At 74.9% G+C, this 15,990-nt stretch carries 11 protein-coding genes and 3 tRNA genes; 4 read left to right on the top strand and 10 right to left on the bottom strand.

What is annotated here, in order from left to right; genetic code table 11:
* Positions 1-102: 102 nt before the first annotated feature.
* From E7744_RS12305 to E7744_RS12295, 3 genes are all read right to left on the bottom strand, one after another.
* A complete protein-coding gene (locus E7744_RS12305) occupies positions 103-1,020 on the bottom strand; it encodes a DUF2382 domain-containing protein (RefSeq protein WP_137774360.1) in 918 nt (305 codons plus the stop codon).
* Between the two features lie 372 nt (positions 1,021-1,392).
* Positions 1,393-1,484: transfer RNA gene (locus E7744_RS12300), tRNA-Ser, on the bottom strand.
* Between the two features lie 59 nt (positions 1,485-1,543).
* Positions 1,544-3,919 carry a prolyl oligopeptidase family protein gene (locus E7744_RS12295; protein ID WP_246858441.1) on the bottom strand — a complete coding sequence of 792 codons (2,376 nt, stop codon included), beginning with the start codon at positions 3,917-3,919 and terminating at the stop codon, positions 1,544-1,546.
* A 143-nt stretch (positions 3,920-4,062) separates the two neighbouring features.
* Here E7744_RS12295 and E7744_RS12290 point away from each other — a divergent pair, with 143 nt between their 5' ends.
* The gene (locus E7744_RS12290; protein ID WP_137774359.1) at positions 4,063-6,045 is read left to right on the top strand and encodes an FAD/NAD(P)-binding domain-containing protein; all 1,983 of its coding nucleotides are present in this window, start codon (positions 4,063-4,065) and stop codon (positions 6,043-6,045) included.
* Positions 6,046-6,150: 105 nt separating this feature from the next.
* On the opposite strand, the gene E7744_RS12285 is transcribed toward E7744_RS12290, so the two are convergent.
* From E7744_RS12285 to E7744_RS12275, 3 genes are all read right to left on the bottom strand, one after another.
* Complete coding sequence (locus tag E7744_RS12285; RefSeq protein ID WP_137774358.1) at positions 6,151-8,757, bottom strand: ExeM/NucH family extracellular endonuclease; 2,607 nt, start codon at positions 8,755-8,757, stop codon at positions 6,151-6,153.
* A 170-nt stretch (positions 8,758-8,927) separates the two neighbouring features.
* On the bottom strand, positions 8,928-9,431 hold the full coding sequence (locus E7744_RS12280; RefSeq protein ID WP_137774357.1) for a hypothetical protein: 504 nt from the start codon (positions 9,429-9,431) through the stop codon (positions 8,928-8,930).
* A gap of 136 nt (positions 9,432-9,567) precedes the next feature.
* Positions 9,568-9,655, bottom strand: a tRNA-Ser gene (locus E7744_RS12275).
* A 148-nt stretch (positions 9,656-9,803) separates the two neighbouring features.
* Here E7744_RS12275 and E7744_RS12270 point away from each other — a divergent pair.
* Entirely contained in the window at positions 9,804-10,826 is a 1,023-nt protein-coding gene (locus tag E7744_RS12270; protein WP_246858440.1) for an NAD(P)H-quinone oxidoreductase, read from the top strand.
* The gene (locus E7744_RS12265; protein ID WP_137774356.1) at positions 10,826-11,275 is read left to right on the top strand and encodes a hypothetical protein; all 450 of its coding nucleotides are present in this window, start codon (positions 10,826-10,828) and stop codon (positions 11,273-11,275) included. Before E7744_RS12270 ends, E7744_RS12265 begins: the two co-directional genes overlap by 1 nt.
* A 26-nt stretch (positions 11,276-11,301) precedes the next feature.
* Here the strand turns inward: E7744_RS12265 and E7744_RS12260 are convergent.
* Positions 11,302-11,375 (bottom strand) — tRNA-Thr (locus E7744_RS12260).
* Between the two features lie 204 nt (positions 11,376-11,579).
* Here E7744_RS12260 and E7744_RS12255 point away from each other — a divergent pair.
* On the top strand, positions 11,580-12,296 hold the full coding sequence (locus E7744_RS12255) for an HAD family hydrolase (RefSeq protein ID WP_137775037.1): 717 nt from the start codon (positions 11,580-11,582) through the stop codon (positions 12,294-12,296).
* Positions 12,297-12,373: 77 nt separating this feature from the next.
* Here the strand turns inward: E7744_RS12255 and E7744_RS12250 are convergent, their stop codons facing one another.
* The 3 genes from E7744_RS12250 to tmk are packed head-to-tail and all read right to left on the bottom strand — an operon-like array spanning position 12,374 to position 15,958.
* The gene (locus E7744_RS12250; RefSeq protein ID WP_371415344.1) at positions 12,374-13,972 is read right to left on the bottom strand and encodes an alpha/beta hydrolase; all 1,599 of its coding nucleotides are present in this window, start codon (positions 13,970-13,972) and stop codon (positions 12,374-12,376) included.
* Positions 13,973-13,997: 25 nt separating this feature from the next.
* Positions 13,998-15,221: a DNA polymerase III subunit delta' gene (locus tag E7744_RS12245; RefSeq protein WP_137774355.1), complete on the bottom strand. Its 1,224-nt coding sequence runs from the start codon at positions 15,219-15,221 to the stop codon at positions 13,998-14,000.
* A complete protein-coding gene (gene tmk / locus E7744_RS12240; RefSeq protein WP_137775035.1) occupies positions 15,218-15,958 on the bottom strand; it encodes a dTMP kinase in 741 nt (246 codons plus the stop codon). Before tmk ends, E7744_RS12245 begins: the two co-directional genes overlap by 4 nt.
* Between the last annotated feature and the right edge of the window lie 32 nt (positions 15,959-15,990).

Genomic DNA, 15,990 nt, shown 5'->3' with positions numbered 1-15,990 from the left:
CCGACCCTCGCGAGACCCCGCAAGGCCCCCCCACGCCGGGGCCCGGACACGGAGGAGGCCCGGCACCCACGGGGTGCCGGGTCTCGCCCGTGGTGAGAGGCGTCAGACGCGCCGGCCGGTGCCGGTGTCCCCGTCGCCCTCCACCTCGATGTCCTCGTGCTGCACGGTGCCCGAGACGCGCTCGGTGTCCTGCACGCGCGTCTTGTCCACGGTGACCTTCTCGGCGGTGGCGGTCTTGTCCACCACCGGGACCTCCTCGTGGGTGGTCACCACGACCTCCTCGTCGCCGGTGCTGCGCTGCGCCTCGGGGGAGTTCGGGTCGATCGTCTCCCGCTCCACGACCACGTCCTCCCGGGTCACCGGGACCTCGACGGTCTCGGTGTCCGTGTAGGTGTGCTTGCGCAGGCGCACCCGTCCGGACTCCCGGACCTCGGTGCCGACGTTGAGTTCCTCGTTGCGGGCCACGACCGTCTCCCGGTCGGTGTCGACGTCCCGGCCCACGGTGTCGCGGTCGGCGACGTCCCGGTCCAGGTCGGCCGCGGTGCGGTCGTCGGCGCCGCGCTGGACGCCCAGGCCCGAGACCCCGCTGGCGGCGGTGCCGCTGGAGGCGGCCAGGCCGGCGTCGCGGTCCGTGTCCCGCAGGCCGGAGTCGGTGCCGGTCGGGCCCGTGTAGTCCGCGGCGGTGCCGTCGTAGCCGGTGGTGTGGCCATAGTCCATCCGGTAGTACTCGTAGATCCGGCGCTCCTCCTCGGGCGTCAGGGACCCGTCCGCGTCGATGTTCGGCGCGTCCTTGACGAAGGCCTTGTCGAAGGGGACGGTCAGCCCGTCGGCGGTCTGCGTGGCCTCGGAGACCGGGATGAAGGTCTCGTTCATGCCGAACAGGCCCGTGCGGACGGTGACGAACGTGGGACGGTCGGTCTGGTCGTCGAGGTAGACCTGCCCGACCGATCCGATCTTCTCGCCGTCATTGCCGTAGACCGTGGCGTTCTGGAGGTTCTCGACAGTGGTGAAGTCCTGCATGGCGTGCTCTCCTAACTCAATGGTGTCCGGCGTGCGGTCACACGCCTGTGGAGACGCGGTTCCCGGCGACGGTCGCCGCCGGGGGGCCGTGCATCGGCCGGGGCCGCCCGGGTATCCGTTCTGGGCGATGACCCGACCTGATGTCGTTCTCCCGACCCTAGTGATCCTCGGGCCGGTGCGAAAGGGGCTCTGCGCCAAGGCACAGGCGGCATTCAGGTTCCACCCAGTCAGGGGCGGATCGGCCGCGGATGAGGGCGCACACGCCCGGCGAGCGAGGGCCCACACGGAAGGCGAAGGACCGCGGGAAGACCGGCGGGAGGGCCGCCGGACACGGAGAAGGCCCGGGACCGCATGGGTCCCGGGCCTTCCCGGTGGCGGAGACGGGGGGATTTGAACCCCCGGCCCAACTTTCGCCGGGCCCTTCATTAGCAGTGAAGTCCATTCGGCCGCTCTGGCACGTCTCCTCCGTCACCGTCCTCGCGGGCGGTAACCCTGACATGGTAGCCGCCCGGGCCCGTGTAGATCAAAGCGCGTCGGCTCCCCCGCGCTCGCCGTTCCCCTCCGCCACCGACTGCCACAGGAACTCGAGGGACCGGGCGTGCAGGGCGGCCGCCTGGCGGTTGTCGCTCGCGCCCGCGTGCCCGCCCTCGAGGTCCTCGTGGAACCAGACGTTGGGCACGCCCAGGCGCTGCATCCGGGCGGCCATCTTGCGGGCCTGGACGGGGCCGACGCGGTCGTCCGAGGTGGCCGTCCACACCAGCAGGTCCGGGTGGCCGCTCCCCGGCCCGGCGCCGTCGCGCCCCGCGGCCGCCCCGTCCACGGGCTCGTCGAGCAACAGGTGGTAGGGGGAGAAGGTGCGCAGGGACTCCCACTGCTCCGCGTCCTCGGGATCGCCGTACTCGGCGATCCAGCTGTGGCCCGCGGAGAGCACCGTGTACCGGCGCATGTCCAGCAGGGGCACCCCGCAGCTGATCGCCCCGAACAGGTCCGCGTACCGCGTGGCCATGACACCCATGAGCAGCCCGCCGTTGGAGCGGCCGGTGGCGGCGAGGTGGGCGCGGTCGGTCACGCCGCGCGCCACGAGGTCCCGGGCGACGGCGGCGAAGTCCTCGTAGGCGCGGTGCCGGTCCTCGCGCAGCGCCGCCCGATGCCAGTCCGGGCCGTACTCCCCGCCCCCGCGGATGTTGGCGATGACGTGGATGCCGCGCCGGCCGGCCGCGTCCGTGCGGGACAGCCAGCCCAGGCCGTAGACGCCCGAGTAGGCGGGCAGCTTCGAGGCGAGGAAGCCGCCGTAGCCGTCCAGCAGCACCGGGTTGCGCCCGTCGTGCTCGAGCTCCGCCGGGCCCACCTGGAAGTAGGGCACGCGCGTGCCGTCCGCCGAGGTGGCGAAGAACTGCCGGACGGCGAGCCGGGAGGCGTCGAAGCGGTGCGGCGCGGTCCGCACCGTCACCAGCTCCGGCACGACGCCGGCCGCCCCCGTCCCGGTGCCGGTCCCGTTGGGCGCGGGGCCGGGCAGGGCGGCCCGCAGCAGCGTGGGCGGGGTGAGTGCGCCGGTGGCCGTGATCCACAGGTCGTCCCCGCACTCCGGGTCCTCGTCGTCCACCGCGCCCACGGACAGGGTCAGGAACGGGTCGGCCGGGTTCGGGGTCTCCAGCACGAGCGGGCGGGCGCGCGCGGCGGCACCGTCCCGGCCGAGGTGCTCCTGCGCCAGCACGAGGACGGAGGAGGCCACGTGGCGCAGCACGGTGAGCACCAGGTGCGAGCGCGTCCACGTCCACGAGGACAGGACCGCCTCGGGATCCGGCACGAACGCGGGCCGCGGGTCCTCGGTGCCGTCCAGGTAGCCGGCCACCGTGCACACGAGCAGGGAGCCGGCGGGGTGGTGCACCGTGGTCCCGTCCGCCTGCCGGCGGTCCCACGCGGACTTCAGGAACAGCGTGAGCCACTGCCGGTGGACGTCCACCTCGGCGTCCTCCGGGGCGTCCACGAGGCGCCAGCCCGGCCGCGGGCCGTCCGCCCCCGGCTCCCGCAGCCACGTGGTGGAGCGGTAGAAGTCCACGGCGTCCACGGCCACGGTGCGCTCCCAGCCCGGCGTCGCGTCGTGGCCGCCGAACGCGGCCACGTGCTCGTGGTCCACCGCGAACACCGTCTCGGCCTCGGCCGGGGTCTGGCCGCGGGTGAGCACCCGCAGGGTGGCGGCGTAGGAGGACCGAGTGGCGTCGCCGCCGTCGGGATCCGGGTCCGTCACGGTGCCGACCAGCACGTGGTCCCGGTCGATCCAGGACACGTGCGTCTTGGCCACCGGCAGGACGAAGCCGGGGGCGTCCCGGGAGTCCGGACCGGGCGCGACCGATCCCGGCCCGGCGGGATCCGGGACCGGGCGCTCGCGGTCCGGGTCGCCGCCGTCGTCGGCTCCGGCCGGCGGGACGAACCGGCGGGCCTCGACGTCGAACTCTCGCACGGCCACGGCATCGCCCCCGTCCGGGGACAGCCGCACCAGGGCGCGGTCCCAGTCCGGGCGCAGCAGGCGCGCGCCGGAGAACACCCACGGCGTGTCCTCGGCCGCGGCGAGCGCGTCCACGTCCAGCAGGACCTGCCAGTCCGGGGCGCCGGCCAGGTAGGGCTCCCACCGCGTGCGTCGCCACAGCCCGCGCGGGTGCTCGGCGTCCCGCCAGAAGTTGTAGTACCAGTCGCCGCGCTTGGTGACGTGCGGGATGCGGTCCGGGGCGTCCAGCACGGCGGTGATCCGCTCCTGCAGGTCCCTCAGGGCGGGGGAGTCCAGCCGGGCCTCCGTGCGGGCGTTCTGCTCGCGGACCCAGTCCAGCGGGCGCTCGCCGTGCACCTCCTCGAGCCAGAGGAACTCGTCGTCGGCGGCGGTCACGGGGGGAGTGGTCGGCATCCTCCCATCAGACCACGTTCCGCCCCGCGGCGCCGGGGCACCCCGTCCCCGTTCCCCGGCACTCGCCCGCGCTCGCGGCACTCGCCCGCGCGCGGACACCGCTTAGTCTGGAGCCACCCCGACCCCGCCCCGAGAGGATCCCCATGCCGCCGTCCCCCGCCACCCCGGACCGGGCCACCATCGCGGTCGTGGGAGCCGGCCCGCGCGGGACCTCCTTCCTGGAACGGCTCCTGGCCGTGGTCGAGGAGGCGGCGGAGTGCCGCTCCGGGCAGCCGGGGCCCGCTCCCGGCGGCCGGCCGGTGGACGTCGTCGTGCTGGACCCGCAGCGTCCCGGCCCCGGGCGCGTGTGGCGCACCGACCAGTCACCCCAGTTCCTGATGAACACCCCCTCCTTCTTCCCGACGGCGGCCGCCGCCGGCACCCCGGGCCTGCGCCCGTCCTCCGTGGGGCTGACCTTCGACCAGTGGCGCATGGCGAACCCGGACCGGGCCGGGGACCTGGACCGCTCCGACTACCCGCCGCGCGCCGTCTACGGCCTCTACCTGGAGGACCTGTACGGGGAGGTGACGGCCGCGCTCGAGGCGCACGACGCCGTCGGGACCGTGTCCTGGGTGCCCGCCGAGGTGGTGGGCCTGATCCCCGGCCCCGCGGGCGGGGCCACGCTCACCCTCGACGACGGGGCCACCCTCGTGGCCGACGCCGTGGTGCTCGGCCTCGGCCACGTGCCGGCCCGGCCGACCCGCGAGCAGCAGCTGCTGTCCGCCGCGGCCACGGAGCTCGGCCTGCACTACCGCGGCCCCCACCTGCCGGCCGAGCTCGACTGGGACACCCTGCCCGCCGGCGAGGACGTGCTCGTGCGGGGCATGGGGCTGAACTTCTTCGACGCGATGGCGCAGCTGACCCTGGGCCGGGGCGGGACGTTCGAGCCGACGGGCGAGGGGCCCGGGCGGACGCTGCGCTACGTGCCCTCCGGGCGGGAGCCGGTGCTGCACCCGGCCTCCCGGCGGGGGACCTGCTACCTGCCCAAGGCCGAGCTGGACGCCTTCGTGCCCCACGCGGTGTCCCTGAAGTACCTGACCCGGGAGGCCGTGGAGCGGCTGCAGGCCGAGCACGGCGTGCTGGACTTCGCCGTGCACCTGTGGCCGCTGGTCCACCGGGACGTGGTGCGCGCCTACTACTTCACGCTCGTGCGGACCCGGCCGAAGGTGCTCGGTGGGGCCGAGCGGGCGGGCGAGTTCCTCGCGGCCCTCGTGGGGCAGTTCGAGGCCGCCGGCCGGGGCGAGCCCGTGACCGCCCGCCACGCGCAGGAGCTGCTGGCCGAGTACCAGCCGGGCATGCCGTTCCTGGACATCCGCGCCCTGGGCCGGCCCTTCGAGCGCCGCGTCTACGACTCGGGCGAGGAGTACCAGCGGGAGGTCGCCGGCTTCCTCGAGGGCGTGTGCGCGGAGGCCGCCGCCGGCGAGGACTCCCCGCTCATGGTGGCGATCGGCACCCTGCACGCCGCCCGGCTGCTGGTCAAGCGGCTCGTCGCCGAGCGGCGGATCACGGACGCCTCGCGCCGCCGGGACGTCTCCGGCTGGTTCGAGTCCCTCGTGGAGGGCCTGGCCTCCGGTCCGCCGCTGCTGCGCGTGGAGCAGCTGCTGGCGCTGGCCCGGGCGGGCCTGGTCCGGTTCGTGGGCCCGGACCCCCAGTTCGAGCCCGACGCCGGCCGGGCCCGGTTCACCGTGTCCAGCCCGCAGGTGGGCGGCGGGGAGGAGGCCCAGGACGTGCAGAGCGGGACGTGGCTCGTGGAGGCGATGATGCCCGCCAACCGCGTGCAGCAGTCCGCCTCCCCGCTGGTGTCCTCGATGCTCGCCGCCGGCACCGCGGTCCCGTACACCGTGGAGGACGAGGACGGCGAGCTGCTGCCGGGCCGCGGCTTCGACGTCACCGAGCGCCCGTACCGGCTGCGCGCGGCGGACGGCACGGTGCACGGCTCCGTGTTCGTCCTCGGCCTGCAGCTGGCCTCGGTGCAGTGGGGCACCGCCATCGCGGCCGAGGCCGGCGAGGATCCCGACGGCCGGGCCCGCACCCTGGGTGACGCGGACGCCGCCGCGCGGGCGGCCTGGGGGATCGTCACCTCCTGAGGCTCGGGCGGCTCCCGCCGTCCCCGCCACGGCCCGCGAAACGGCACGGCCCCCGGGAGGTGACTCCCGGGGGCCGTGGCGTGATGCGCTCGCCGCGCGGTGGCGTCAGCCGCGCGGCTGCCCGAGGTGCAGGCCGCTGTCGTTGCCGGGGCCGCGGTTCGGGTTGTCCACCCCGCGTGCCGCGGCGGCCGGGGCGAGGTCCAGGCCCACCTTGAGCGGGTCGTGGTCCGAGGACCGCCACTGGTCCGGGGCGTAGAGCTGCTCGGCCACGTAGTTGTGGCGCGAGTACTCGAAGGCCACCGACTCGTCCGCGTTGATGTCCCACACGTCCGCGCCGGTCACGTCCCGCGCCGCGGCGGCGTTGGCGAACACGCCGTCCAGCGAGCCCACGGAGCCGTTGAAGGCGTAGGTGTGCTCGCCCGTGCGCGTCCCCTGGGAGGCGTAGCCGGCGGCCTCGAGGACCTTGATCGGGTCCTCCTGCTCGTAGGCGTTGAAGTCGCCCATCAGCAGCACGCGCTCCACGCCGGTGTCCTGGCGCAGCCGGTCCGCGAAGGCCACGAGCGCCTCGGCCTGCCGGACGCGGTCCGCGTTGGACGCGCCCTGCCCGTCGCCGGTGTCCGCGTTGCCCTCGCCGGAGCCCGAGCCCTTGGACTTGAAGTGGTTGGTGATGGCGATGAACCGGGTGGACGCGCCGCCGTCGGCCGCCTGGAACACCTGGGCCAGCGGCTCGCGGGCATTGTCGAAGGCGACCTGGTCGTCGAGGATGACCGACTCGCCCACGGGCCGGACCTGCGCGGGCTGGTAGATGAAGGCGTTGCGGATGACGTCCTCGTCCTCGGCGGCGGGGCGCTCGGCCGGCGAGGCCGCGTACGCCCACTGGGCGTGGCCGGCGTCGGCGTTCAGGGCGTCCACCAGCGCGGCCAGGGCGTGGTCGCGGTCCTGGCCGAACCGCGCGGAGTTCTCGATCTCCTCGAGGCCCACCACGGAGGCGTCCAGGCCGTTGATCGCCGCGACGATCTTGGCCTGCTGGCGCTCGAGGTCCTCCTGCTCGTACGCCCCGCGGGGCTCGCAGTAGTTCGTGGTCACCGGGTCGCCCTCGCGGTCGGTGTAGGCGCGGCAGTCGGGGTACTGGTCCCCGAGGGTGGTGAAGTAGTTCAGCACGTTGAACGTGGCGACGGAGGCCGTGCCGCCCACCTCGGCCGGGGACTGCTCCGCCGGGCGGGTGTCCTCGAACCGGGCCGGCTGGTACTGCCCGGCCGTGGCGTCCGTGAGGTGGGTCAGCGGCTGGAAGCTCCACGCGCCGTAGCGGTAGTCCAGGACCACGGGGGTGGTGAAGTCCACGCCGGAGCCCACGCGCACCGGGTCGTCCAGGTCCAGGTAGGGCAGGGTGCCCTGGTTGCCGGGGGAGCGCATGAAGTTGGTGCTCGCGCCGTCGTCCAGCACGATGAGCCGCTCGGCGTTCTCCGCCATGACGCGCCGCGCGGCGTCCCCGGGCTCGGCGACCGTGGTGGGGTTCAGCAGCGGGCTGTCCCCGGGCACGATGCCCAGGGAGCCGTAGGAGTTCACGTCGTAGTTGTCCGTGATGGTCCACTCGCCCGCCGGGGCGATCAGCATCCCCTCGTGGGCCTCCTTCTCGGCCTCCGAGAGCGGGAAGTCCAGCACCGTGGGCTCGACGGCGGCGCCCTCGGCCAGGACCTCCAGGCCGCCGGCCGGCACGCTCAGCTGGGTCAGGCCGTGGTACTCGCCGGCGGTGCCGGTGACCTGGACGTGGTCGCCGATCGTCACCGAGCCCACGGTGTCCCGCGAGTACACGAAGATCCCGTCCGAGGCACCGGGGGTCGCGTCCGTGGCCTCGCCGCCGGTGGCCGCGGACTGCAGGTAGTAGCCCTGGTAGCCGCCGGTCGAGTACACCGCGGTGACCACGCCGCGCGTGGTCACGGAATGCCCGGCCAGCGCGGTGGCGTCCCCGGTGCCCTGGACCTCGGCGATGGGGGTGATCGTGGCGGGGGCCGCGGGGTCCTCCGGCGTGGGGTCCGGCTCCGTGCCGGTGCCCGGCCCTCCCGGCTCCGTGGTGGCGTTCATCGGGGTCACCGTGCCGGAGAGGCGGAAGTCGGCCGCGTTGTCGTCCGTGTCCGTCCCGTCCGCGGCGCGGTTCATGGACTTCGGGTCCGAGTTCGCCGCGGGGGACTGCGCCGCCGCGGTCTCGAAGGTGTTGGAGGTGCCGTAGCCCAGCAGGTCCACCACGCGCTCGTCCTGCCCGGCCGTGACGGAGCCGGTGGACAGCCCGGTGAGGGCGGCGGACTGGTTGGACAGCACGAGGGTGCCGGTGGTGCCGGAGAAGGACGCGCCGATGGTCGCGTCCGCCGTGGGCAGCGGCTGTCCGGCCGAGCCGTTCGAGGAGCCCTTGATGAGGTAGTAGCCGCCGGCCGGGATGGTGCCGGTCAGTTCGACGGTGCCGGTCGGCGCGGAGGTGCCGGTGGCGGAGCGGTACTGCAGGGACCAGCCGTCCAGGGAGACCGGCGCGTCGGTGGGGTTGTGGAGCTCGACGAACTTGTGCGTGTAGACCGCGTTGGCCGACCCGCCGTTCGTGTACGCCTCGCTGATGACGATGCCGTCACCGGCGGGGGAGGCCTGGGCCGGCGGCAGGACGACGGCGGCGGAGAGCAGTGCGAGGGAGGCGCCGGCCGCGGCCAGGCGCTGGAGGGTGGACATGGGTGCCCTTCGGGGAGTGATGACGGGTGCGATACCGGTCATCGTGGCATCGGCCCCTGAACGGGGGATGACGTGGGGTCCAGCACCTCGTGAACGGGCGGAGGGTCGAGGTCGGGCCGCGGATCGCGGCCCGGGCGGGAGGCGGCGAGGGGCCGCGTGCCGCGTGGTGGCTAGTCGGCGAGCAGGGCGTCCACCTGGCGCACCTGGCGGGTCGTGTACCGCCGACCGAGGTAGTCCAGGTCCACGACGATGCCCGTGTCCAGGTCCACGACCGCATGGCCGGACGAGGAGAGGCCGGCCAGCTCGAGGCGGACGAGGCCACCGTCCCGGGTGGCCGCGACGACGGACGGGTTCGGCTCCAGCCCGCCCCAGATCGGCAGGTCCAGCGGGCTGAACATCCCCAGGACCAGCGGCTGCATCGGGAACGTCTCGAGGACCTCCGTGATGGGCGGGTGGCCCCGTTCCTGGACGGTGCGCTCGCGGGTGGCGGGGTGGTAGGTGACGCGCAGGTGGTCCGAGGAGGCCTCGATGGTGCCCTCAGGGGTGCGGGCCCGCACCGTGAACGTCTCCGGAACGGCGCCGGTGACGTCCACGGTCGCCGTGATCATGTCTCGCCCGCGCCACGCCTTGGCCGCCTGGATGACGGCGACCAGGTGTTCCAGTCCGTCTGCCATGGCCACGTCCTCACGTTCGGGTGGTCCCACCCTAGGGCCTCCAGTGGCTGCCTTCACCTTCAAGCCCCAGAGGCCTCGCCAAAGCGGAGACGACGGAAGCGGCCCCGTTGAACGGGGCCGCTTCCCTTTATCTACGCGGATGGTAAGGGATTCGAACCCTTGGCACGGGGTTACCGCACACTGGTTTTCAAGACCAGCTCCTTCGGCCGCTCGGACAACCATCCCGGTCGGGCCATTCTACGGGTGCCCGCCGACCGCCCCGTTCGCCCCGCCCCGCGCCCGGCTGGCCGCGGGGCCGCGATCCGGGACATCATGGTCGGTAGCCTTTCACCCAATCGGCCCGCGGCCCGCCGCCGGGCAGCGGAGGACACCATGAGCACCCATCCCACCATGCAGGCCATCGAGTACACGGGCGCGGGCGGACGCGAGGCCGTGTCCGTCGTGGAGCTCCCCGTGCCCACCCCGGGCCCCGGCGAGGTGCTCGTGAAGGTGGCGGCCGCCGGCATCAACCGGGCGGACCTGCTCCAGCGGGCCGGGAACTACCCGGTGCCGCCCGGTGCCTCCTCCGTGCCCGGGCTGGAGGTCTCCGGGACGATCGAGGAGACCGGGGCCGGCGTCGGGCCCTGGGAGTTCGGCACCCCGGTGTGCGCGCTGCTGACCGGCGGGGGCTACGCGGAGTACGTGACGGTCCCGGCGGGCCAGGTGGTCCCCGTGCCGGACGGCGTCTCCCTCACCGATGCGGCCGGGCTGCCGGAGGTCGCGGCCACCTGCTGGTCCAACCTCGCCATGGAGGCCGGGGTGCAGGCGGGGGAGTGGGTCCTGGTGCACGGCGGCACGGGCGGGATCGGCTCGTTCGCCCTGCAACTGCTCAAGGGGATCGGCGCCCGCCCCCTGGCCACGGCCGGCGGCCCGGAGAAGGTCCGGCGGTGCCTCGAGCTGGGGGCGGAGGCCGCGATCGACCACCGCGCGGAGGACTTCGTGGAGCGCGTGCGGGAGATCACCGGCGGGCACGGGGCGGACGTGGTCCTGGACGTCATGGGCGCCAAGTACCTGGAGCGCAACGTGGAGGTGCTCGCGCGCGGCGGCCGGCTCGTGGTCATCGGCCTGCAGGGCGGGGCGACCGGCACCCTGCCCCTGGCCGACCTCATGGGCCGCAACGGCTCGGTCACCGGCACCCTGCTGCGCCCGCGGCCGGTGGCGGAGAAGGCCGAGATCATGCGCCGGGTGCGCGAGGAGGTCTGGCCGCTGGTGGCCTCCGGTGCCATCCGCACGACGACGGACGCCACCTTCCCGCTGGAGCGCGCGGCCGAGGCGCAGGACCGGTTCGAGGCGGCGGACCGCACCGGCAAGGTCCTGCTGGTCACCGAGCAGCACGCCGCCAAGGCGGAGCGGTGATGGCCGGACCCTTCGCGCGGCGGCGCCAGGCCCGCAAGGACGACCAGGAGCTCGGCACCGAGCTGTGGCGCCGGTGCAACGACTGGTTCGCCCGCTCCCTGGACCGCTACTGGCAGGTGGTGGACGAGGCCCGGCGTGACGGCTCCGTCCCGCAGGACGAGCTCAACGGCCTGGTCAACGCCGGCAACGTGCTGGCCGAACTGATGCCCACCGTGCGCGGACTGTGCGTCGAGGCGCGCCGGGCCCACCCCGAGCACGGGCTGGAGATCCCGCAGGACGTCTCGGACCTGCACCGCGTGCTGTCCCGCGCGGCCAACGACCTCGCCACCACGGCGCAGGCGGCGGCCATGTTCCGGCTGGGGCAGGGATCGCTGGACTCCGTGGGCCGCCGGGCGGAGAAGGTGGTCGCGGGCGTGGAGGAAGCAGAACGGCTCCGGCCGGGGAGGTGATCCCCGGACGGAGCCGTCCTGGTCGGAGCCCCCTGCCGGATTCGAACCGGCGACCTGCTCTTTACGAGGGAGCTGCTCTGGCCAGCTGAGCTAAGGAGGCGTTCGTGCGCGCCCGGCGAGCGGGTGCCACGGCTGTCCATGGTAGCGGTATCCCCGCCCTCGCGGCAAAGCGGGTCCCGCCCAACCCTCAGGAGGCGTTCACTCCACGGCCAACCTGCGGACAGGTGGGCGCCGCGCACGGGCCCGAGCATGGACGCACGCCCGGCGACCGCCGGGCCGTGGTCTAGGGAGAACTGCCGTGACGATGACTGCCGCCCACCCGGGACGGGACCTGCGCCTGCGGCGCCCGCTGAGGCTCGCGGTGCTGGACATGTCCGGCACCACCGTGGACGAGGGCGGCCTGCAGGACGAGGCCTTCGGCGCCGCGATCGGCCGGGAGGGCATCGAGCCGGGCACCACGCGCCACGAGACGATGGTCGGGTACTTCCGCGAGGCGCGCGGCACCGCCCGCCACGAGATCTTCGGCTCCCTCTTCGCCGAGGACCCGGAGGCCGCACGGCGGGCCAACCAGTCCTTCGAGGACACGTACGACCGGCTGCTCGCCGAGCGCGGGGTGCGCCCCGTGGAGGGCGCCGCCGAGGCGATGGCCGGGCTGCGCGAGGCCGGGCTGAGGATCGTGCTCACCACCGGCTTCGCCCGGCACACCCAGAACATGATCCTGGAGTCCCTCGGCTGGATGGGCGTCTCCGACCTGAGCCTGTGCCCCTCGGACGCCGGCCGGGGTGTCCCCTACCCGGACATGATCCTCACCGCCTTGCTGGCCCTGGACCTCGACGACGTGCGCTCGGTCATGGTTGTGGGGGACACGGTCGGGGACATCCGCGCCGGCCAGCGCGCCGGAGCCGGGCTCACCGTCGGCGTGCTCACCGGCTACCACGACGAGGGGGCGCTCACCGGGGCCGGGGCCTCCGTCGTCGTTCCCTCGGTGCGCGAGGTGCCCGCGCTCGTCGCCGGGCGCTGAGGGCCCAAGGAGCACCGCGGGACGTCGGGCCCAGCACGACGGCGACCGGCCGCCGTCGGGCGCCACGGCGCTGACGCTCAGCCGCAGGTGAGCCCGTCCTCCGGGACCCGCCCCTCCACCAGGTAGCCGTCCACGGCGTCGCCGATGCACTCCCCGGCCCGCCCGTACGCCGTGTGCCCCTCGCCCTCCCACGTCACCAGGACGCCGGACTCGAGCTGCTCGGCCAGCGCGGGCGCCCACTCGTAGGGGGTGGCCGGGTCGCCCGTGGTGCCGATGACCACGATCGGCGCCGCGCCCGGGGCGCTCGCCGGCGCCGGCCGGTCCACCGGCGGCACCGGCCAGTCCGCGCAGTTCACCGCCCCGTAGGCGAGGAAGCGCCCGAGCGTGGGCGAGGCCTCGTCCAGCCGCTGCGCCTCCCGGCGCAGCGTGGCGGTGTCCGCCGCCGCGGGGGCGTCCAGGCAGTTCACGGCGGTGAACGCGGCCGTGATGTTGCTCGTGTACCGACCGTCCTGGTCCCGGCCGGCGTTGAGGTCGGCGAGGTAGAGGATGAGGTCCGGATCGCCGTTCATGGCATCTTGCACGGCGTCGTTGAGCGTGGGCCAGTTCTCGTCCGCGTAGAGCGGGGTGATGAACCCGGAGGCGAACGTGGTGGCCGGCACGAGGCGCCCGTCGGAGGCGGTCATGGGCTCGCGCTCCACCTGCTCGAACAACCGCTGCAGCTGCGCGAGCGCGTTCTCCGGGGTGCCGCTGAGCGGGCAGTCCTCGCGGGCGAGGCAGTACCCCACCCAGGACCGCACGGCGCGCTCGAACGCCTCGGCCTGGCCGAGCGTCACCTCGGCCGGTGTCAGGGACGGGTCCATGGCGCCGTCCAGGACCATCCGCCCCACGTTCTGCGGGAACTGCCCGGCGTAGGAGGCCCCGAGGGCGCTGCCGTAGGAGAAGCCGAGGAAGTTCAGCCGGTCGTCGCCGAGCACCCCGCGCAGCAGGTCCATGTCCCGGGCGGCCGTGTCCGTGTCCACGTGGCCCAGGACCGCGCCGGTGTGCTCGTCGCAGGCCGCCGCGAACTCGCGGGCGGAGGCGCGCGCCTCGGCCAGCCCGGCATCCGTGGCCGGGTCGATGTCCTCCTGCCGCGCCGCGTCCATCTCCGCGTCCGTCAGGCACGTCACCGGCGTGGACCGGGACACCCCGCGCGGGTCGAAGCCCACCACGGTGTAGTGCTCCTGCACCGTCTCGGAGACCACGAAGTCCAGGGAGTCGGCCACCAGGTCCACGCCGGAGGCCCCGGGCCCACCGGGGTTGAGCAGCAGGAGCGGGGCGTCCGCGCCGGCCCCGGCCGAGCGGACCAGCGCCAGCTCCACGTGCTCCCCGTCCGGGTCCGCGTAGTCCAGGGGCGCCCGGACGGTGGCGCACTCCAGGCCGCCGGATTCCTGCTCGCAGTCGCGCCACTCGGGGTCCTGGCCGTAGTACTCCTCGAGGCCCTCCGGCACCGCGCCGGCGGGCGCGCCGGAGGAGGGGCCCGACGTCGGCGCCCCCGTCCCGTTGCCGGCCTCCGGGCCCTCCTGCAGCCCCCGGCCGGTCCCGGGGAGCGCCGTGCAGGCGGTCAGGGCCATCCCGGCGGCCAGGACGCCGGCCACCGCGAGGGGCCGTCGGGAGGAGGGGGAGGGGCGCAGGTGCACGGCGGCCTTTCGGGCGGGAGGCGGTTCAGGGGTGGTCGGGCGGGCGGCGGTCGAGGATGCGGTCCGGCAGGAAGCTGGTGGCCATCGCCTCCAGGGCCAGCAGCGGGGGCACGTTGCCGGCCAGTCGCCGCCGGGCGGTGGCCACGGCGTCGATCCGGGCCACCGTGCGCTCGGGGGAGGCGGAGCGGGCGTAGGAGGCGAGCTCGTCCCGCAGGTGCTCGTTCACGAGCGGCGCCTCGGTGCCCAGCTGCAGGGCCAGCACGTCCCGGAACAGCCCGGTCAGGTCGATCATCGCCCGGTCCAGGGTGTCGTGGACGGAGCGCTTGTTCCGCGCCGCCTGCGCGTCCTCGAGCCGCTTGACGTGGTGGCGCAGCTTCGGCGGGACCTTCTCGTCCTCGCCCAGGCCCAGGGAGCGCAGCAGGTTCCGGCGCTCCTCGGCGTTGCGGACCTCCGCGGAGGCGGCGGCCTCGGCCTGGGTGACCTCCACGAGCTCCTTGGCCATGGCCACCGCGTCCGAGGTCGCCCGGATCCGCAGGGGCAGGTGCACCACGGCCTCCCGCCGGGAGCGGGCCCCCTCGTCCCGGGCCAGCCGCCGGGCCATGCCCACGTGCGACTGGGAGGCGCGGGCGGCGAACAGGGCCAGCTCCGGGTCCAGGCCGTCGCGCTCCACGAGCAGCTGCGCCACGGACTCCACGGAGGGGATGCGCAGCCCCACCTGGCGGCAGCGCGAGCGGATGGTCACCAGCACGTCCGCCGGGGACGGGGCGCACAGCATCCACAGGGTCCGCTCGGGCGGCTCCTCGATCGCCTTGAGCAGCACGTTGGTGGCCCGCTCCGTCATGCGGTCGGCGTCCTCCATGATGAAGATGCGCCACCGCCCGCCGACCGGCCGGTCCTGGGCCAGCGCGATGAGCTCGCGGACCTCGTCGATCCGGTAGGTGACGTTCTCGGTGGCCAGGACCTTGACGTCCGGGTGGGTCCCGGCGGCCACGGTCAGGCACGCGTGGCACGTCCCGCAGCCGCGCCCGGCCGGGTCCGCCACCTCGCACTGCAGTGCCTGGGCGAAGGCCCGCGCGGCGTTCGAGCGGCCCGAGCCCGGGGGGCCGGTGAACAGCCACGCGTGGGTGGGCCGCTCGGCGGCCGCGGCGCGGGAGAGTTGCTCCACGGCCGCCTGCTGGCCGGCGAGGTCGCCCCAGACCGGTGCGGGGGCGGCGGGGGTGCCGGGTACGGTCCCGGCGGGGGTGGTCATGGCCGGCTCCCCTCGGCAGCATGGGCGGCATCCTCGGCAGCGGCATCCTCGGCAGCGGCGGTCTCGGCCGCGGTGTCCTCCGCCGCCGTCGCCCCGGAGGATTCGCGGGACTCCAGCAGCCCGGTGACGTGCGCCAGCACCGCGGCGGCGATCTCCGGGACGGGTAAGGCCCGATCGATGACCAAGTAGCGGCCTGGGTCGGTCGCGGCCCGCTCGAGGAACGCCTGGCGGATGCGCTCGTGGAACGCCTCCGGCTCGGCCTCCATGCGGTCCGGGCCGGCCCCGCCGGGGGAGGCCTCCCGGGCGGCGCGCCGCGCGGCCGCGGTGGCGGTGTCCACGTCCAGCAGGACCGTCAGGTCCGGGTGCAGCCCGTCCGTGGCCCACTCGTTGAGCTCGGCCACCCGCCGCGTCCCGAGGTCCCGCCCGGCGCCCTGGTAGGCCACCGAGGAGTCGACGTAGCGGTCCGTGACCACCACGCGGCCGGCCTCCAGCGCCGGGCGCAGCAGCTGGCGCACGTGGGCGGAGCGGGAGGCGGCGAAGACGAGGGCCTCGGTGACCGGGTCGATCGGGGCGTGCCCCGGGTCCAGCACGAGCGAGCGCAGCCGCTCGCCGACCGGGGTGCCGCCCGGCTCGCGGGTGGGCAGCACGTCGTACCCGGCCTCGCGCAGGGCCTCGACCAGCAGCCGGGCCTGGGTGGACTTGCCGGAGCCGTCCCCGCCCTCGAAGGCGATGAACAGTCCGCGTCCCCGCTCGGGGGTGGGCGCAGCGG

This window comes from Citricoccus sp. SGAir0253, from assembly GCF_005877055.1.
Lineage (GTDB): Bacteria > Actinomycetota > Actinomycetes > Actinomycetales > Micrococcaceae > Citricoccus.
This window is presented reverse-complemented; position numbering and strand designations above follow the sequence as displayed.